The 18689-nt window shown below is 62.0% G+C and carries 18 protein-coding genes; 14 read left to right on the top strand and 4 right to left on the bottom strand.

What is annotated here, in order from left to right; all coding sequences use genetic code 11:
- Positions 1-5: 5 nt before the first annotated feature.
- From ABNQ38_RS06595 to ABNQ38_RS06640, 10 genes are all read left to right on the top strand, one after another.
- Positions 6-1064: an NAD-dependent epimerase/dehydratase family protein gene (locus ABNQ38_RS06595; RefSeq protein WP_377806338.1), complete on the top strand. Its 1059-nt coding sequence runs from the start codon at positions 6-8 to the stop codon at positions 1062-1064.
- Entirely contained in the window at positions 1061-2056 is a 996-nt protein-coding gene (locus ABNQ38_RS06600; protein WP_377806339.1) for a carbamoyltransferase C-terminal domain-containing protein, read from the top strand. Before ABNQ38_RS06595 ends, ABNQ38_RS06600 begins: the two co-directional genes overlap by 4 nt.
- Positions 2053-3909 (top strand): asparagine synthase (glutamine-hydrolyzing), encoded by a 1857-nt coding sequence (gene asnB / locus ABNQ38_RS06605; protein ID WP_377806340.1) that lies wholly within the window; start codon positions 2053-2055, stop codon positions 3907-3909. Before ABNQ38_RS06600 ends, asnB begins: the two co-directional genes overlap by 4 nt.
- Positions 3906-5033, top strand: a complete 1128-nt coding sequence (locus ABNQ38_RS06610) for an N-acetyl sugar amidotransferase (protein ID WP_377806341.1) — start codon at positions 3906-3908, stop codon at positions 5031-5033. The genes asnB and ABNQ38_RS06610 overlap by 4 nt, the downstream gene beginning before the upstream one ends.
- Positions 5030-5443: a hypothetical protein gene (locus ABNQ38_RS06615; protein ID WP_377806342.1), complete on the top strand. Its 414-nt coding sequence runs from the start codon at positions 5030-5032 to the stop codon at positions 5441-5443. Before ABNQ38_RS06610 ends, ABNQ38_RS06615 begins: the two co-directional genes overlap by 4 nt.
- Before the next feature lie 350 nt (positions 5444-5793).
- Positions 5794-6165 (top strand): hypothetical protein, encoded by a 372-nt coding sequence (locus ABNQ38_RS06620; RefSeq protein ID WP_377806343.1) that lies wholly within the window; start codon positions 5794-5796, stop codon positions 6163-6165.
- Complete coding sequence (locus ABNQ38_RS06625; RefSeq protein ID WP_377806344.1) at positions 6162-6362, top strand: hypothetical protein; 201 nt, start codon at positions 6162-6164, stop codon at positions 6360-6362. Before ABNQ38_RS06620 ends, ABNQ38_RS06625 begins: the two co-directional genes overlap by 4 nt.
- A 24-nt stretch (positions 6363-6386) precedes the next feature.
- Complete coding sequence (locus ABNQ38_RS06630) at positions 6387-6611, top strand: hypothetical protein (RefSeq protein WP_377806345.1); 225 nt, start codon at positions 6387-6389, stop codon at positions 6609-6611.
- 81 nt (positions 6612-6692) lie between these two features.
- Positions 6693-7703, top strand: coding sequence for an N-acetylneuraminate synthase family protein (locus ABNQ38_RS06635; protein WP_377806346.1), 1011 nt, complete (start codon positions 6693-6695; stop codon positions 7701-7703).
- Entirely contained in the window at positions 7700-9619 is a 1920-nt protein-coding gene (locus ABNQ38_RS06640; RefSeq protein ID WP_377806347.1) for a hypothetical protein, read from the top strand. The genes ABNQ38_RS06635 and ABNQ38_RS06640 overlap by 4 nt, the downstream gene beginning before the upstream one ends.
- On the opposite strand, the gene ABNQ38_RS06645 is transcribed toward ABNQ38_RS06640, so the two are convergent.
- Together ABNQ38_RS06645 and ABNQ38_RS06650 are read right to left on the bottom strand one after the other, a co-directional pair.
- On the bottom strand, positions 9572-9748 hold the full coding sequence (locus ABNQ38_RS06645; RefSeq protein WP_377806348.1) for a hypothetical protein: 177 nt from the start codon (positions 9746-9748) through the stop codon (positions 9572-9574). The genes ABNQ38_RS06640 and ABNQ38_RS06645 overlap by 48 nt on opposite strands.
- The gene (locus tag ABNQ38_RS06650; protein WP_377806349.1) at positions 9682-10257 is read right to left on the bottom strand and encodes an FkbM family methyltransferase; all 576 of its coding nucleotides are present in this window, start codon (positions 10255-10257) and stop codon (positions 9682-9684) included. Before ABNQ38_RS06650 ends, ABNQ38_RS06645 begins: the two co-directional genes overlap by 67 nt.
- A gap of 131 nt (positions 10258-10388) precedes the next feature.
- Between ABNQ38_RS06650 and ABNQ38_RS06655 the strand changes: the two genes are divergently transcribed.
- Positions 10389-11363, top strand: a complete 975-nt coding sequence (locus ABNQ38_RS06655) for an NAD-dependent epimerase/dehydratase family protein (RefSeq protein ID WP_377806350.1) — start codon at positions 10389-10391, stop codon at positions 11361-11363.
- Here the strand turns inward: ABNQ38_RS06655 and ABNQ38_RS06660 are convergent.
- Positions 11330-12142 carry a class I SAM-dependent methyltransferase gene (locus tag ABNQ38_RS06660; RefSeq protein ID WP_377806351.1) on the bottom strand — a complete coding sequence of 271 codons (813 nt, stop codon included), beginning with the start codon at positions 12140-12142 and terminating at the stop codon, positions 11330-11332. The genes ABNQ38_RS06655 and ABNQ38_RS06660 overlap by 34 nt on opposite strands.
- A 292-nt stretch (positions 12143-12434) precedes the next feature.
- Here ABNQ38_RS06660 and ABNQ38_RS06665 point away from each other — a divergent pair, with 292 nt between their 5' ends.
- The 3 genes from ABNQ38_RS06665 to ABNQ38_RS06675 all read left to right on the top strand — a co-directional run bounded on the left by ABNQ38_RS06665 (position 12435) and on the right by ABNQ38_RS06675 (position 16966).
- Complete coding sequence (locus tag ABNQ38_RS06665; protein ID WP_377806352.1) at positions 12435-13610, top strand: tetratricopeptide repeat protein; 1176 nt, start codon at positions 12435-12437, stop codon at positions 13608-13610.
- Entirely contained in the window at positions 13591-14832 is a 1242-nt protein-coding gene (locus ABNQ38_RS06670) for a glycosyltransferase (RefSeq protein WP_377806353.1), read from the top strand. Before ABNQ38_RS06665 ends, ABNQ38_RS06670 begins: the two co-directional genes overlap by 20 nt.
- A gap of 178 nt (positions 14833-15010) precedes the next feature.
- Positions 15011-16966 carry a glycosyltransferase gene (locus ABNQ38_RS06675; protein WP_377806354.1) on the top strand — a complete coding sequence of 652 codons (1956 nt, stop codon included), beginning with the start codon at positions 15011-15013 and terminating at the stop codon, positions 16964-16966.
- Here the strand turns inward: ABNQ38_RS06675 and ABNQ38_RS06680 are convergent.
- Positions 16936-18657: a hypothetical protein gene (locus tag ABNQ38_RS06680; RefSeq protein WP_377806355.1), complete on the bottom strand. Its 1722-nt coding sequence runs from the start codon at positions 18655-18657 to the stop codon at positions 16936-16938. The genes ABNQ38_RS06675 and ABNQ38_RS06680 overlap by 31 nt on opposite strands.
- Between the last annotated feature and the right edge of the window lie 32 nt (positions 18658-18689).

The following is an 18689-nucleotide window of genomic DNA, read 5'->3' on the forward strand; positions in this document are numbered from 1 at the left end:
GAAAAATGGAACTTGCAGGCAAGAAGGTTGTCATCACCGGCGGAGCCGGTTTCATAGGGCACAACCTTGCCTTGGGGTTAAAGCGGCTCGGGGCTCACGTCGATGTTGTGGACAGCCTGCAGGTCAACAACCTGAATGCCTTCTCGCGCAACGTCAACAATCTGCCCCAGCGCGAGCTTTATCTTTCCTTGATCCATGAACGGCTCGACCTGCTGCGTGCCGCGCAAATCCCCCTGCATATCCTGGATCTGCGCGACTACCACATGACGGCCCGGCTGCTGGACGAGTTGCGCCCGGATGTGATCGTCCATCTCTCCGCAGTCGCGCATGCCAACATGGCGAACAAGGACCCCTACTCGACCTTCGATCACAGCCTGCGCACGCTGGAAAATGTGCTGGACTACGCGCGCGACTCCAAGCCTCACCTGATCTTCTTCTCGTCCAGCATGGTCTACGGGAACTTCACCAACGGCATGGTTTCGGAGGACTCTGCGTGCGAACCGCTCGGCATCTACGGAGCCTTGAAGTTCGCAGGCGAGAAGATGGTGATCGCCTATAACCAAGTCTTCGATCTGCCGTTCACCATCGTTCGTCCGTCCGCCCTCTACGGAGAGCGTTGCGTCAGCCGCCGCGTGGGACAGGTGTTCATCGAAAACGCGTTGAGCGGCCTGTCCGTCACGATGGATGGCGACGGCAGCGACCGGCTGGACTTCACCTACATCGACGATGTCGTCCATGGCGTCAGCCGGATCATCCAGTCCGACAAGTCGGTCAACCAAATCTTCAACCTGACCTTCGGGCAGGGCCGCTCCATCCATGAGATGGTCGACATCCTGCGCAGCCACTTCCCGGAAATCGAAGTGCGGCACAAGGATCGCGACCGCTTGATGCCGCATCGCGGCACGCTCGACGTGGGCAAGGCGCAACGGTTGATCGGTTATGAACCGTCCTTCCCGCTGGAGAAGGGGTTCGTCCGCTACATCGAATGGTACAAGAGGATCTGGAGGAACGGTTCCACGGAAGAGCATGGAAGCCGGACCAGCAGCTTGGTTGGATCTGCATGAGCAGCCGGGTCGGCTTGGGGCTGAATGCGGCCGGATTCAACAGCTCTTCACTGCTGTCGATCGACGGGCAGCCTGTCTTCGCGGTCGAGGAGGAGCGTCTGGTGCGGGAAAAACGCACCAGACGGTTCCCTTCGCGGGGGATCAAGACCGCCTTGAGCCATGCCGGCCTGACGATGCGCGACGTGGACGCCGCTGCCATGGTGCTGTCCGGCGTCGTCGCCCCGAATTGCCTGGCCAACGGCCGGATTCACGATCACACCCCGTTCAAGGAAGCCTTCATTCCTCCGGTCCCCGACGATTCTGGGGGAGCGCTTGGCCCGGCCCTCCCTGCGCATTGCCAGAAGTTCGGCGGAAGCCGCAGCTATGTCATGCGGCACAACTGCCTGCGACCCGGTTTTGCCGATGTGGAAATCGCAGCGACGCTCAGCAAGTTCGGCCTTCCTGCGGAGCGGCTTGCCAATCCGGCGGCCACCGCCGCTGAACTGATCGCCAATGGCCGGATCATCGGTTGGTTCCAGGGACGGCTTGAGTTCGGCGACAGGGCCCTCGGCAACCGCAGCATCCTGGCGGATCCCCGTGCCCCTGCGATGAAGGATAAGGTCAACGAGACGGTGACGTATCGGGAGAGCTTTCGCCCCTTCGCCCCGGCGATTCTGGCGGAGCATGCGGAGGACTGGTTCGTCGGCGCCCGGCCAACCCGCTTCATGGAACGTGCCCTGCCGGTTCGTCCGGAGCGGCGCGGGCAGATTCCGGCCGTGATCCACGAGGATGGAACCGGGCGCCTTCAAACGGTCGCCCACGACCAGAACCCGCTGTTCCGCGGTTTGATCGAAGAATTCCATCGGCGCACCGGCGTGCCGATCGTGCTCAACACAAGCTTCAATTTGAAAGGCGAGACGATCGTCACCAGTCCGCTGGATGCCATCCGCACCTTCTTCAGCAGCGGCCTGGATGCGCTGGTGTTGGGAAGCTTTCTTTTGAAGAAGGGATGACGGGGGCAATGTGCGGAATTGCGGGCTATATCGGCCACCAGCCCCTGCCCCCTGAACATCTGTCTGCCTGCCTTGCCTTGATGGGGCGCCGGGGACCGGATGCGCGTGCTTCATGGACGGCGCGCACGCCCGATGGGGGGTGGGTTTGCCTGTTGCACAGCCGGCTGAGCATTCTCGACCTCGATCCCCGCTCCAACCAGCCGTTCGAGACGGGCGACGGAGTTCTGTCCTTCAACGGGGAAATCTACAATTACCTGGAGCTGCGCGAAAACTTGCAGAGCGAAGGCCTGGCCTTTGCCTCTTCCGGTGATGCCGAGGTCCTGGCCCGTGGCCTCGCCGCGCATGGAGAAGGCTTCCTTGACCGCTGCGAGGGAATGTGGGCCTTCGCTTGGTTCGACGGCAGGTCGGGGCGCCTGCTGCTCAGCCGCGACCGCTTTGGCGAGAAGCCCCTCTACATTCTGACCACGGAAACCGGAACCGTTTTCGGTTCCGAACCGAAGTTCCTTTTCGCCCTGCTCGGACACCGTCCGGCGGTCGACCTGGGGCAGATCCGGCGCTATCTGGTCAACGGCTACAAATCGCTGCACAAGCGCCATGACGGCCGCGTGCACAGCTTCTTCGATTCGATGGAAGAGGTGCCGCCAGCCACGGTGGTGGCCCTGACGCCGGGCGGGCGGGGGCAGCCGGTTCGCTACTGGTCACCGTCCTTCCGGCAGAATGACGGCATGGGGTTCCGGGATGCGGTCGCCGGCGTCAGGGAAAGGCTGGAGCGTTCCGTCGAACTGCGGCTTCGTTCCGATGTCCCCCTGGCTTTCTGCCTCAGTGGCGGGATTGACAGCAATGCCCTGGTCGGGATCGCCCGTCACCGCTTCGGCTTCGATGTCCACGGCTTCACGGTGATGAACACCGACAGCCGTTACGAAGAGCGGTCCATGGTGGAACTGGCTGTGGAGCGCCAGAACCTCCGCTTCACGCCCATCGCCCTGGAGCGCTCCGATTTCCTGCCACGTCTTAGGGAGCAGGTCCGTCATCACGACGCACCGGTCTCCACCATCACCTATTACGCCCAATGGATGGTACAGGAGGCGATCGCCGCTGCAGGCTACAAGGTCTCGATCAGCGGAACCGCAGCCGATGAACTGCTGAGCGGCTATTATGACCATCACAACGCCTATCTCCATTCGGTCCGCAACGACCCCGTCCGTTTTGAAGAGGCACTGGGCGACTGGCGCCGGGAGCAGGCTGGAATCGTTCGCAACCCCTATCTCAAGGACCCGATGCTGTTCATCCGGGATCCGGATTTCCGCGGGCACATCTTCCTGGATGCCGAAGCCTTTGCCGATTTCCTGACCGAACCCTCTGTGGAAGGGTTCACGGAGGAGCGCTACTGCACGGATCTGCTGCGCAACCGCATGGCGAACGAATTGTTCCACGAAAGCGTTCCCGTCATTCTGCGGGAGGATGACCTGAATGCCATGTATTACTCGGTCGAAAATCGCTCTCCTTTCCTCGACCGTGACCTGTTCGAATTCTGCCAGACCATTCCGACGCGCCACCTGATCCAGCATGGCCGAGCCAAGACGATCCTGCGCGAAGCCGTTCGGCAATTGGTTCCGGAAGAAATTCTCGACAATCCGCGCAAGGTGGGCTTCAACGCCCCCATCATGGATCTGCTGGATGTCGCGGATCCGGCGGTGAGGGAATGGCTTCTCGACGACGGTCCGATTTATCGGCACGTCCGACGTGGCCGGATCGAAGAGCTTTTGCGGAAGACGGATCTGCCCAACAGCAGAAGCAAGTTTCTGTTCTACTTCATTAACGCAAAGATTTTTCTTGAGGAGTTCGCGCAGTGACCAGCTTGCGCTATTGCAGCAGATGCGTGCTGCCCAGCACCCGGCCGGGGCTGAGCTTCGACGATCATGGCAATTGCAATTGCGCGACAGGCAAGGTCAAGGCCTCCATCGACTGGACGGCGCGCGAATCCGCCTTCCGTGATCTCGTGGCGGCGACGCGTGCGAAGGGAGCCCCCTACGATTGCATCATACCGGTCAGCGGAGGGAAGGACAGCACCTGGCAGACCATCATGTGCCTGGAATACGGGCTGAAGCCGCTGTGCGTCACCTGGCGCACGCCGGCGCGGTCGCCGTTGGGGCAGGCCAACCTCGACAACCTGATCGGTCTGGGGGTCGATCATATCGACTTCAGCATCAATCCCGTCGTCGAACGCCGATTCATGTTGAAGACGCTGGAGCGTCTTGGCAGCCCGGCCATTCCCATGCATCTGGCACTGTTCGCCATCCCTCTGGCGGTTGCCCGGCGTTTCGGAATCCCCCTGGTGGTCTGGGGGGAGAACTCCGCCTTCGAATATGGCGGCGACGACGCCCTTCATGGGCCGCGGATGACACGGAACTGGCTGCTCAAACATGGCGTGACCAACGGAACCACGGCGGAGGATTGGGTCGATGACGACCTGACCGCACGCGACCTGGAGCCTTACCGGTGGCCGACCGATGCGGAACTGGAGGAGGGGGCGGTTCAGGCCGTGTTCCTCGGCCATTTCTTTGAATGGGATCCCGTCCGCAGCTTCGAGGTGGCGAAAGGGCGCGGCTTCCGTGCTCTGGAGGGCAGGCCGAAGACCGGATATTACGGCTTCGCCGATGTCGACGATGAGTTCATCATCACCATTCATCACTGGCTGAAGTGGTACAAATTCGGTTTCACCCGGCTATGGGATAATCTGTCCCTGGAAATCCGCAATGGCCGGCTGAGCAGGGAAGAGGCGATCTCCATCATCGCTGGCCGGGGAGAGGAGAAGCCCGATCCAGAGATCGATCTGTTCTGTTCCTATACCGGCATCACTCGGGACCGCTTCTTCCAGATGATCGAAAAATTCCGTAATCCCCGGATCTGGAACAAGGATCAGGCTGGCCGCTGGAAAATCGGCGACTTCCTCATCACGGACTGGAACTGGTCATGAAATTCACACCCCGCCAGCCGCCGCGCGTTTTCCGGACGGGATACGGTCCCTTCGTCGATCTTTCGGACTGCGGACAGATGCAACTGGAAGCCGACGAGCAGATCACGTTCATCACTGATGGGGCGGCGGAGCTGGATGTGGTCCGCAAGAGCTGGGGGTATTACGGAACCCCGTCGCTCAACAGCCGCTTGGTCAGTTTCGGACTGCGCACCGCACTCGCCAAGAACCGCCTCAACCGATACTTCGTCCTCATCGTCGAAGCGGGCAAGGAGGAGGAGTTTTTCCGTTACCTGGAAACCGAGGCCATGCCATTTATCGGATGGCTGGATAATGAGAAGGCTCTGGGAGCGGTGGAAGCCGCATTGAAGAAAAACAACAGCAATGACCAGAACGACGCAGCCGGTCTTTGACTGCGGCTGCAACGAAGGCTGGGAAACGGCACTGGTCTTCGACCACCCGCCTCCGGTGGAGAGCCGTTTTCCTCTTCCGCCGGGAACCGATTATCATCGCCGGTACGATCGCCGCCGCGGCTGTGGCCATTTCTTGTCCCGATACGAAATGGAGTTGCATTGGAAGCGCCGTACCCAAACCGATAACGGCCGACTGTAGTATTAATTCATAACTCGGGCTGTCTCACATCCGTTGACACGTTCCGGAATTCCATCATGCCTTCACCGGACGCAAGCCTCTGCAAGCGGACTGAGCCGATTGATACATCGGACAGTTCGTGCATCGGCCCAGTCCATGGGATTTCCAATCCGTGCGCCTTGCGATCCTGACCACCGATACTCTGCACCACCGGTACTTCGTATGGTCGCCACCGCTCCTGTCTCTGTGTCCGGGGGCCTTCCTCAACCTCCATGGCGGGGATCCGGAGGATTGCCGGGGGTTCGATACCCATCTGTGGGCGATCTACCACGGCGATTTCGCCGCCCTGGCGACGACCCTGCATCATGTCTCCCCGGACCTGGATGCGGGAGACATCGTGGCCACACTGCCGTTGCCGCTCCACAGAGGCATGGGGCTGCACCAGTTGCGCAGGAGCAATACTGAAATCTGCGTGCGCCTCGTCCAGGAGGCTTTGGCCGGTCATGGATCGACCGGATCGAGCAGGCCATGGAGTTGCGGGTGAATGGGGCTCTCTCGCTGCCTTGGGGAAAACGCCGGTATGACGGCGCGGCACAGGCCGTTGTCCTGCTCGGCGAGATCCGGCAGCGGGTGAAGAACGATCCCGCGCTGAACCCCGACGCCATCGCCGACGGCCTGTGCCGGCAGCTTGCCGTCGGCGCGTTGGAACCGGACGAGGAGTTGGACGCGAAGCTGACATGAAACCAGGTGCGGGATCTCGCGGCCATGCCCGGCAGCCTTCTGGGCGGACACTCCCACAGCCATGCGATCATGTCCTTTCTGGACGAACCTGCATTGGAAAGGGAGATCCGTCTGCCGCTGCAGCTTCTGCAAAGCAAGGCCGGTGTTCGGACAAGCCATTTTCCTATCCCGAGGGGATACCGCATGCTATTCCGACAGCGTGATCGCGGCGTTGCTGCAGGCCGACATCCGGTGCTGCCCGACCGCTGAAGACGGAGTGGAGCGAAGCTCCATGGATCCGTTCCGCCTGAAACGGATCCATGGTGACTTGATCTCTTGGAGGAAGGGTGCATGCGTCTGTTCGGAAAAGACCTGTCAAAGGACATCGCCGTTGTGGCCGAAATCGGTCTCAACCACGAGGGCGACCCTGAAGCGGCGATGCGGATGCTGAAGCTGGCCGCCGAAGCCGGCGCCGATGCAATCAAGTTCCAGACCTATACCACTCACCGGCACGTATCCTCCGCCGATCCCGAAAGGGTTGCCCGTCTGCAGAGATTCGCGCTGCAGGAGGATGCGTTCCGGCGTCTTGTGCATGAGGGAGAGCAACTGGGCGTCACCGTCTTTTCGACTCCTCTCAGTGAGGATGTCGTTCCCTTCCTGGACACGCTATGTCCGGTCTTCAAGATCGCCAGCGGCGACCTCACCTTCGAGCCGGTGGTGCGCGCCGCAGCCCGCACCGGGAAACCGGTCGTCCTCTCCACGGGAATGGCCACCGTCGAGGAAATCGACACCGCCGTCGACTGGATCCGGGAAGAACGCGGAACGGATGGCTTGGCGGACGGTCTGCTGCTGATGCATTGTGTCTCCGCCTACCCGACGCCGCCCGAGCAGGCCAATCTGCGCTCCATCCCTTTCCTGGCCGATCGTTACGGTGTCACCGTCGGCTATTCCAACCATGTGCCGGGATCGGAGGCGATGCTGGCTGCGGTCGCCTTGGGCGCACCGGTGGTCGAAGTTCATTTTACCGACAGGCGAGAGGGCAGGACATTCCGCGACCATCACCTGTCTCTTGAACCCGCCGAACTGTCTGCCCTGGTCGGCAGTCTGCGGGCGATCCGCACCATGCTGGGCACCCATGGCAAGCCGGTCGCCGAGGCCGAGGAAGCCGGCCGCCAGACGAACCGCAAGGGCGTCGTCGCTGCCCGGGAACTTCCGTCGGGCACGGTGCTGGCGGACACCGATATGCAATATGGCCGTCCGGCCACGGACTTCACCGCCGCCGAGCGGCCGCTGCTGATCGGACGCAGGCTCACCCGCTCCTTGAAGGCGGGAGAGATCATCCCCCGGGACGCCGTGGCATGAGCATGGTCCCCGTTCCCGTCGCCCATGCGCCGGGGGCAAGACGCAAGGTTCTGATCTTCACCCCCGAAGCCGTCTTCAAGCCCCATTCGGGAGCGATGGGACTGATCGGCATGGCATTGAAGGCCGAAGGACATGAGGTTCTGGTGGCCTACTGCGACCACCAGTTCCAGCGATGCATCGCCCGTGCCCGCATGCCCGTCGGAACACCGCGCCAAGCCGACAACCCCACATGTGCGCTGTGTGTCAGGGTCGCGGATGCCATCCGCAGACGGTACGGGTTGGGGACGTTAGACCTCGCCACCCTGATCACGCCGGAGGACGAGGCCAAGGCCGAGGCCGTGACGGCGGCTTCGGCCGATCCGCGGATGGCGGAGCATGAGGGCTTTCGTTTGGGTCGGCTGTTCATGCATGACCTGATTCTGGTCCGCAAACTGGCGCCAGACGATCCGTTGGATGCCGATGCGGAACACTGGCTGAAGGAAGGTGTGCACACCGGCGTCCTCGCCGTGGAGGGCTTGCGCCGGGCGATCGAACGGGAAGGGATCACCGACATTCTGGTCTACGGCCAATATGCGTTGAACATGTTGGCTTGCGACTTGGCGGCACGCTACGGATTGGGGGCGCGGATCGTCATCAGCGCCAGCCACAACGGAGTGGACCGCCGCTTTCTTCAGATCCAGCCCTATGAATACCGGGAGTTTCTTGCGGACATCCTGGATCGCTGGCCGGCGAACCGCAACCGTCCTCTGTCGCCGGAGGCCGTCCGCGCCATCGGTGACGATGTGATCACCCGCCTCTCCGCTGTCAGCCCCCACACCTACTCCCCATCGAAAACCTTCCAGGACGACGATATCCGCAAGGTGCTGGGCCTGGATCCGGGCTGTAAGCTCGTGGTCGCCTATACCAGCAGCATGGACGAAATCTATGCGCAGGACATGCTGGAAGAGGGGATGCGCCGTTCCGGGCATCTCGCCCTGCATGATCTGTTTCCCGACCAGATGTCCTGGCTGACCACGCTGCTTGAGTGGATGCGCCGCCGTCCGGACCTCCAGCTGGTCATCCGCATTCACCCGCGCGAGGATGTGAACCGGCGTGACGGTGTGAGATCGAGCCATCTGGAGCGGTTGCGCGAAGGGCTTGCCAGCCTTCCCGCCAACGTTCACGTGGTATGGCCGCAGGACGCGGTTTCCAGCTACGACCTGATGGAGGCGGCCGACTTGGTGCTGAACGCCTGGAGTTCGATCGGGATCGAGGCGGCCCGTCTCGGCATCCCCACGATCACCGCCTTTCCACGGCTGCTGTGCAGCCCGATCGGTCCGCAAATAAATGAGCCGGGTCCTGCAGCCTACCTTGCTGCGTGCGAATCCCTCCTGTCCTGGACACCGGACGCCGCAGTCATCACCTGTGCCTACCGCTGGTATCATGAGAGCATCTTCGGTGGCGCGCTGTCGGTGGCGGATGTGGTGACGGAAGCGGATTTCGAAGAGCTGCCTCGCTCCCTGGTCCCGGCGGGAACGGCGGAGATCGCCCTGGCAACCCTGGCAGGGCAGCCGATCCAAACCCTGCGGGCAGAGCGGCCCTCCCTTCCTTTGGCAGGCGCCGCGGAAGCGGAGGCCCTTGAGCTGCGCCGGCAGCTGCGCCGGATCATCCATTTCCTGTTTACTGGAACCCAGGACATGGTTTCCGTCTTGCGGATCCTGCCGGACGGCTTTCCTCCGGTGCATTCCGCTCCGCCGGGCGTAGCGCTCCTCCAGATGGAAGGCGGCCTCTGCACCTATGTCTTCGGCTCCCGGACGAGCCGGCGCCATTCCCCTTTGGTCGCCAGGATCGCCCGGCTTGCCGTCTGCCCACAGGATAGCGCTGGGCCTTCAGCCGGCGGCGTCGGTCCAGAAAGCCGAGGCGTGCAGCTTGGATGAAAGGACATACCCGTTGGCCGTCATGTGGCGGTAGATGGGATTGTCTTGCGGAGCGGCCAGATTCAGGCTTCGGTCCTCGGTGATGACGATCCGGGGCCTGTGTCTGGTGAAATCATTGGAGCGGAGCACGGCCAGATCGCTTCCCTCGGCATCGACGGTGAGGAAGTCGATGGACGTGCGGGGGGAAGCCATTCGTCCAGGATATCATCCAGCCGGCGTGGAGCGATCGACACCCGCTCGATCACCTTGTAACGATCGCTGAGTGCGGCGTCGCGCCCCACCTCCGCGCTGTTCAAGGCAGATTCGTCGAAGATGGTGAAGGAAAGGGGCTCGTCTCCATCGCCGACAAGATGCTCGAGATTGATGTCGCGTGGTCTGTGCTTGCGAAACAGCGCCATGCTGCCCGGAGTGGCATCGATGTTCACCCCGCTCCAGCCTCTCATATAAAAGACAAAAGTATTTGAAAATCTGAATGGATGATGCGCTCCGACATCAACGTAGAGGCCAACGCTTTTCCCGTCGAAGATCCTTTGGAGGACGCGATCCTCACCTTCCTGGGAATAGGAAATTTCCATAAAGGGACTGTTTAAGATGTCCAGAATCTCTCTGGCACTTACAGTGTGCAAGTTTAACGGCATTCCGCCGATACTCCTTCCCGGACATCCGCTTCGCAGCAGTTCGCATCGGTCGGGGACCGGTATTTGGCCTGCGAATCCATCGGCAGATATATACTCTACTCTCCCAATCGGCGGCAGGGATGTCAGGCAGCATGACAACGATTTGGATAACCGGGGCCGCAGGCTTCCTTGGCGGGCACGCAGTCCGGCATTTTGCGCGCTCCAGACATCATGTCGTTGCCTTTCCGGGCGATCATCCCCCGCCGGACGATTGTGGGCCGCTGACCTGCCGCTGGATTCCCGGTCCGCTGGGCGAAGCCACGGCCCAGGCACTGGAGCGGGAGATTCCGGACATCGTCCTGCATGCCGCGGGCGGGGGGCTCGTCGCGGCGGCGGCCCTCGCCCCCCTGCTCAACTATGAACGGACGGTGGTGGAAACTGCCTGTCTGCTCGACCGGCTGCGCCGGACCAAGGCCCCGGTTCGCGTGCTTTATCCGTCGAGCGCCGCCGTCTACGGCAACCGCGGGGAAGAGCCGCTGGATGAGAAGAGCCCATGCACGCCGGTGTCGGTGTATGGCTGGCATAAATTGGGGGTCGAACTTCTCCTGAGCGAAGCACGGTCCCTTCATGGCTTGACGACGGTGGCGATCCGCTTCTTTTCGCTATACGGGCCCGGGTTGCGCAAGCAGGTGCTCTGGGACTGGACCAGGCGTTTCCTGTGGGCAGCCAAAGAGGATGTTCTTCTGCTCGGCGGAGGAAGAGAGAATGCCCGCGATTTCCTGTTCATCGACGATGCATTGAGCCTTCTCGACCGTCTTGTGGAGCTTCCGGCTTGTCGCCTGCCGCAGGTGGTGAATGGCGGGAGCGGAACCGCCACCCGCTTGGCCGAACTGGCGGCGCTGATTTCCGACCGTACAGGAGGCCGGGCCTTCCGCTTCGATGGCGCCGGGCGCGCCGGCGATCCGGCCTTCTACTGTGCGGACACCACTCTTGCCCGCAGTCTCGGCTTACCGCCACCCCGACCGCTCGGAGAGGGGCTGGATGCCTATCTGGAATGGGCGATACCGGAAATCCTGCGGTTGCAGCAAGAAGCTCAGAACCGCCGGATCGCCATCCCGACGCCGTAACCGGCCTCGTCGAAGGTAACGGCAGAGAAGCGAGGCTGGCTGGCAACCAGTTCCTGCCAGACCTGACGCAGGCCCGGCAGGGCAGGGTGACAGACATCATCGAAGACAAGAATGCCGCCGATCCGCAGCCGGGGGATCACATCGCAGATATCCTGTGCCGCACCCAAGGTGGAGTGATCTCCGTCGACCGTGATCAGGTCGAAGGTCAGGTCCGGATGTGCGGCGAAGAAGGCAGGAAGCGTCTGGTGGGAGTTGCCATTCACGAACTGGACGGAGCCGCGGTGTCCGACCCTGTCCAGTTCCGTGCGAACGAACTCGGGGCCGGGGTTCTCGATGCCCGCATAGTTGGACACCCACAGATCGAACCCGTACAGGGCGCAGTCGGGAGCTTGGCTGGCAACGGTACACAGGCTGCGTCCCCGGCGGACACCAATCTCCAGATAGCGTTCAGGGACAAGTCGACGGGAGGCGGCCAGCAGTGCCGTAACGATGTCCGCGTAGCGCCAGGAGGAGCCGTACCGGGCCAGCCCCTCACGGTACCAAGCCGTCACGTAGGTGCCATAGTCGTCCGGTGACAGACGTTCGGTCAACGCCGCCGCTTCCTCGATCAGGCCAGCGGCGAACAGCCACTCCTCCAGGGTACGGACCCCGGCCAGTACCGGAGGATACCAGTTGGAAGCGCGAAAGAAGCAGGTGGCCGCCGCATGGTCCCGGGTCCACTCCCCTGCCGGCTTGGGCAGAGACTCGACAGGACGGGATTCCGCGGCGGTGGTCCACATTGCTGCAACACTTTTCTGGGAGCGTTCGAAAACGGTTATGCGCTGTTCCGGAAGTCTGTTCCAGATACGATTTTCATCGTCTGCGCTTTTGATCTCCGCACCTTGCTTCGTCTCCCGTTCCTGTCGTTCGGGTAACTTCGGGAGGCGGCTTTCGGGAAGCGGCCAAGGCGGAGCGCCGCAGAACCGACGGCTTTGGGTGCTTTACAAAGCGCGAGCAATCTTCCACACAATGCCCTAGAGTTGCTGTGGTTGCGCTCCCCCCTCTCTCCTGCCTGCCGCGAAGATGACCCCCATGAATTCCAGCCCCGAGGCAATCGAGAACTGGCGCCGCCGCATCAAGGAAAGCACCTCGGCAAACTACCATTACTGTATGGGTGTGGCCCTGGAGCGGGAGAGCCTGAGCGCAGCGGTCGACGCTTACCGGCGAGCCATAGACGCCGACGCGATGGAGTTCCGCGCCTTTCTGCGACTTTGCGATTTGCTGGAGAGAGCCGGCGATCCCGCTGGCGCAGCCCAACTTCACCGGCAGGCGCTTGAGACGGACCCGTTCTATAAGGGGAATGGAACCGCTGCCTTGGCCCGTGACGCCGCAACCGAAGGGAAGACCGAAGATGCCTGGCGGCTTCTGAACGAGGCTGTCGCCCGCCAAGCGACGGAGGTCGCCCTGCTGGCTGAAGTGGCGGAGACGGTCGGCAACCAGTTCCGTCTGGCACGGCGGACCGACGATGCTGTCCGCTGCTACCAAGCCGCCATCGGATGGAACCCGGATTCGGCCGGAGTGCACTTCGGACTTGCCGAAATCCTGTATATTCAGGGCGACCTCCAGCAGGCGCGCCACCATGCCCAAGCATGTGTGCGCCACCAGCCCGATTGGCCGGATGCCCTCTACCTGATGGGCAACGTCGCTCTGCTGGAGCAGCAGTGGGATGCTGCCCTGTCATGGTTTCAGCAAGCCCTGAATCATCGCTTCCGCTCGCCATCGAGCATCAACAGCCTGATGGGGTCCACCCTGATGGCGGCCGCGCGCCTGCCGGAAGCCCTTCAGCATATCGACCTGACCCTGGCGAAGAGCCCGGGCGACAGCCAGATGATCGGTACACGGGGCATCGTTCTGCTGCGTCTCGGACGTGTGGCCGAAGCCAACGCCCAACTCGCCGGCCTGGTCCCGCAGATCCAGAACGATCCCTACCTGCGCACCGTCTACGCCCTGAGCCTCACTGCGGACGGGAAGCCGGAGGCTGGGCTGGAGCAGATCGATATCGCCCTTGGGCTGCTGCCTTCCTGGTCTCTGACACTTTGCGGACGCGCATACATCCTGCTGCGTTTGGGCCGGCGGGAAGAGGCTGTCGAGACGATGCGGGCAGCACGCCACCACGAACCGCTTTGGGTCGATTTCTCCGCCCGGGTGCTGTTCAACGAGCCGGATGCCATATTGGGGCTGGTGAACGATGAACGGTCTGGCACCTGACCCGGCAGAGAAGCGTCTGTCCCTGCTGATCCCGCTTTACGCCGGTTACCGGCAATGGTTCGGCGGGATGAACTATATCGTCAACCTGCTGCGGATTCTGGAGCGCCTGCCACCGTCGGAGGCGCCGGATGTCACGGTGTTCGACGATGCCGCGGGAGAGTGGCCGGACTATGTGCGGACCGCTTGCACGGGAAGCAACGTCGCACGCGTCGTTGGCCCCGGCGGAACCCTGCTGTGGGTACGCGATGACGAGGAGCGGCAGCGCCTGGAGAGCATAGAGCCACATGCCCGCCGTCGCCGATTGGCCATGGCGGCCGACGCCATCTTTCCAATGCCGTTTTCCCAGCATGAAGCGATCACGACCGCACGCCATTGGGCCTGGATCCCCGACTTCCAGCATCGTCACCTGCCGCACCTGTTCCCGGCTCGGGAGCTTGCCGAGCGGGACAGTGTCTTTGCCGCACTTGCCGACCGGGAAGGACCAATCCTTTTCAGCAGCCGCGACGCGGAAGCGGATTTCCGCCGCTTCTATCCCGACCATCGCAGCAGCCCCTATGTCTGGTCCTTCACCAGCACTCTCGATTCCGGCAGCGGGGAGGACCCGCAGTTGGTTAGGGAGCGATACCACCTGGCGGAAACCTATCTGTACATTCCCAATCAGTTCTGGATCCACAAGGATCACGAGACCGCTTTCAAAGCCGTCGAGCGGCTGTGCGGGCAAGGAACACCACTGACTCTGGCTTGCACCGGCAGCAGCGCCGATCCCCGGGGCGATAGCCATTACGCCGGTCTGTTCGAGTGGGTCGCCGCGCGTGGTCTGCAGAACCGGATTCGCCACCTGGGGGTTGTGGAACAGAGCACCCAGATTGGACTGCTGCGTGGATGCACCGCCGTTCTGCAGCCATCCCTATTCGAAGGCTGGAGCACGGTGATTGAGGATGCGCGCGCGATTGGTTGTCCGATCATCGCGTCCGATCTTCCGGTCCATCGTGAGCAGCTGGGTGAGGACGCCTTCTATTTCCAAGCCGGCAATCCGGAGGATATGACCTCCGTTCTCGCCGGCGTGTTGCCGCTCCTTTCCCCGGGACCGGTCGCGGAGCGGGAACAGGAGGCATCCCGCCGCAACAAACAGCGCCAGTTGACATGCGCACGGGCACTGCTTGCCTGCATGCACGCCGACATCGCCGCCCGGCCGACCCAGGACGGCGGCAATCGGCATTGACCGGCAAAGAAGGACCGGCACGTTTCATGCGCATCGCCCTGCACACCCCCTTTCCCCCGGATTTCCCTGCGCGGAGCACGAGCTGGCCTGCCGGATTGGTCTTGCGACCACCCGGCTGGGATGGACGTCCCACCTTTGCCGCACTGGTGCGGAGATCGAGGCGGCAGCCCCCGACCTCGTGCTGGCCCTGCACACCGATGCACCGAAACTGACCCGCTTCCCCACTCTGGGATGCTTGTGGAATCCACCCGCCTTCTTCGAAAACGAGCCTGCCCGCCTACGCAAAATCCTATCCTACGACGGCTTCCTCACAGCCGGACCGGATATGCGGGACTGGGTGGAGACGATGCTCTTCCCCACGACACGGTCTGCGCAGACCGCCTCTTTCTTTCCAAGCTGCCATACCGCCCTACATGCTCCCCACATCCGTCCGGACAGCCGGGCGTTCTATGTCGGCTCCAACTGGGATGGGACCCGCTTTGCCGGCCTGTTCGCTCATCTGGAGGCATTGGACCTGCTCGATGTATGGGGTCCCAGGGATCGCTGGCAGCATTGCGCCACCGCTTACCGGGGTGAACTGCCTTTCGATGGGAAGGCCCTGCTGGATAAGGCCAGCGACAGCGGGATAGGTCTTTGCCTGCATCTGCCGGCCCATATCGACGCCGGTATCCCCAACATGCGGATCTTCGAATTGTGCGCGGCCGGATGCCTGATCATCAGCGACCGGCATCCATTCGTGGTGGAGCAGTTTGGCGAAGACGTTCTCTACGTCGATATGACGGGCACAGCAAAGGAGGTTGCCGACACTGTTGCCCGGCACATCGCATGGGCGCGAACCCATCGGAAAGAGGCCATGGCCATGGCTCTCCGTTGCCAGGACCGCTTCGTGAAATCCTTCACACTGGAACGGTTGTTGGAAGCGCTTCCGGACCTGCTGAGCCGTGTCCGCCTGTCCTGTGGCTTCGACCACGCCCCAAAGGAGGGGCGGAGCGCAGATGGAGTGGACTATATTGTCCGCTGCGGCGGACGGCCCCTTTCCTATCTGCGCCGCTGCCTGTCCTCGCTGGCCGCTCAGACGCACAACGATATGGGAGTGGTCCTCGTCCGCCACGCCGGGCCCCCTGATCCTTCAGGTCTGCTGACGGAATTTTCCGCCCGCTTCGCCCGTATTCGCTGCGTGGACGCTTTCGGCGCCAAGCGAAGCACCGCGCTGTTGACCGGCTTGCATCATCTGCAGGCGCCCTGGTTCGGCATTCTGGACGACGATGACACGCTTCATCCCAACCATGTCAGCAGCCTGCTGCACGCGGCTGAGGCGGCTGAGGCGGATCTGGTCTATGCCGGATCGGTGAAAGTGGTCGAGGACGGCCCGGACGGTGAGGGCGACAGCCGCCATGCCCTGGCATATTTCGAGCCTTATGACCGGTGCGAGCTTTTAAACGGGCAAAACTACATCACGTCGAACAGCTATATCGCGCGATCAGCTATGCTGAATGCCCGGCTGTTGCGCGATCCCCGGCTGGATTCAATGGAGGATCTGTATCTGCTGCGGCAGCTTGCCCTGCGGGGAACGGTTGTGCCGAGCTGGCTGGTCACCTCCGCCTTTCATTGGCGGACCGACGGGACCGACAACACCGTCTTCGCCCGAACGCAGGCAACACGTTCAGCACAGCGTCTGGCCCGCCTTGAGCGCCTGGATTCGGTACTGGCCGTTACGCGGACGCAGGCTGCCGGTCGGCCGGAGGTGGATTCCGGACGGCTGGCGATTTGGAACGACCTGGACCATGAACGCGTCTCGGCACTGCCGGCCATCCAAGGATGGGAGGATGTCCGAGGCTTGGCGCCGCACCGCCCGATTCTGATCTATGGGGCGTCGAAGGGAGGCAGAATTCTGCTGCTGGAGCTGTCCAAGCGCGATGATCTGACCATCCAGGGTTTCCTGGACAGCAAGCGCCGGGGAGAGGCTTGGGAACTCCCCCTTCGCCGTCTCGACGATGTGGGCGAAGACGAACTACAGGAGGCGGTCATCGTCATCGCAAGCCAGTTCGTGTCGGAAATCGCCCGGGCGTTGGATGCCCGGGGAAGCTTTACGGTGTATAACGGCTATCCGTTGATCTTTCGGCATTTGGCCTGATCGAGAGCCGCGGAGATCGTGGACTGGAAGCGGATCAGATCGTCCGCGGTCATCCGGTTCAGGTTCGGACGCGACATGTTGGCCTGCCGCAGCTGAGCGAGGCGGTCTGGATCCTCGAGCAAGCCGCGCAACGCATCCCGGTAGCGGGCGGCGAACACCGGATCCGCAGGCGCGTCCGTCTCCTGGAGCAGGCAGGCCCAGCGTTGAATCATGCAGCCGGAAGCCTCATCGAAACAGGAGAGGGCAGCGCGGCCGGGCACAATCGTTCCTGTAACCCCATCCTCCACTAGGTCAGCCATATGCGCCCCGTCGGAAACGAGCGGGACGACGCCCCATCCCATCGCCTGGACCAACCCGTTCCGGTAAGCCGTGACTCCCGGCAGCGCGAAGATCGAAGCACGCTGAAACAGACGGCGAAACTCTGGCCAGGGCATCGGATCCGGATAATGCTCGATGCGGGGATGTGTATCCACCAACTGGCGCAGGCGAGAAGACAAGGTGGCTGGAAGGGGAGATCGCAGGATAAGCCGAAGATCAGGGAAAGAAGTCGCCAAATCCTCGAAAGCGTTCAACACATCTACTCCGCCGCGTGCGTAGAAATTTTCTCCAGTCGCATGGCGGCTTGAGGTGAAAAGAATAGTGTTGGATTCACGATCCGCCACATCTTCCTGCTCTATTTCATTCATCGTTTCATCGATAGAGAAACAGGGATTGATGAAGACGCACTTCTTTCTGATATGCTGACTGGAAAAATAACGCTCCAACATGTCTCCGGAAGAGGCATAGGTGGTAATGATTGCCAAGCATGCCGAATTCTCCAAGGACTCCCGCACGATCCAATAGAATGGAGAGTTCCGATCGACGGCCATGTCTTCGTATGCAAAAAATGGATGAAAAAGAGAAGGGATGTAATCGAAAGCGAGCAAATATGGCCGTTGCCCCAAGCTCATGACTGCCATTGACATGAAGTCGATCAGAGATCCTGGGGAATGATACAAAAGACTTTCAAATCTGGATGAGACATATGCCGCGGCATATTCCACGGTCACCGTGGGATGGAGATGAAGCAGCTTTGTGAAGTGCTTCCGGGCAAAGTTGACCGCATCGCTCAGCCCGCTGAAGTCAGCGGGGCCTTGCCCGATCAGAAATCTGAGGGAAGAGGTTTGATGAACCCAGCCCATAACGAAGGGATGGTCAGCACAGAGTGGAGCATAATAGGGAAGGCGCATGGGCACATGGACAGATGCATCGCCCTGCACTCCTCCGTCGTGCAACTCTGTACCGGCGGGCGTTTCAGCTCTTTGCTCGGCCAGAGCTTCGAGCAGCGGCCCGGCCATCTGCATCAATCCCGGATCGCGGAGAAGGGCCTCTATCAGGGGTGGGAGAAACGCCGCCTGCGGCGACCGCACCAGTGCCTGTTCTGCCGCCTGCACAGCCTCCTGCAACAGACCGGCACGCACCAGGATTTGGCTCTGGCGAAACCACTCCACCGCTGGCACGTCATCGCCGGCAAGAACGCGGCGTCCGACCTCCGCCGCCTCTGCGAACCTCAGCATCCGTGCCAGGCAACGGCGATGCTGGACCAGCCAGTCCGAAGATGGATGGAATGGAGGTGACTCCAGGATGTCCAGGGCTTCTGAATAGCGCCGGCAGTCGATCAACCGGCTGGCGAGTTCCAATTGCGTGCTCATTCAGCACTGTGGCCTGACTGTGTTTCGTTCGA

Origin of the sequence: Azospirillum sp. A29 (assembly GCF_042604625.1) — a bacterium.
GTDB lineage: Bacteria > Pseudomonadota > Alphaproteobacteria > Azospirillales > Azospirillaceae > Azospirillum > Azospirillum palustre.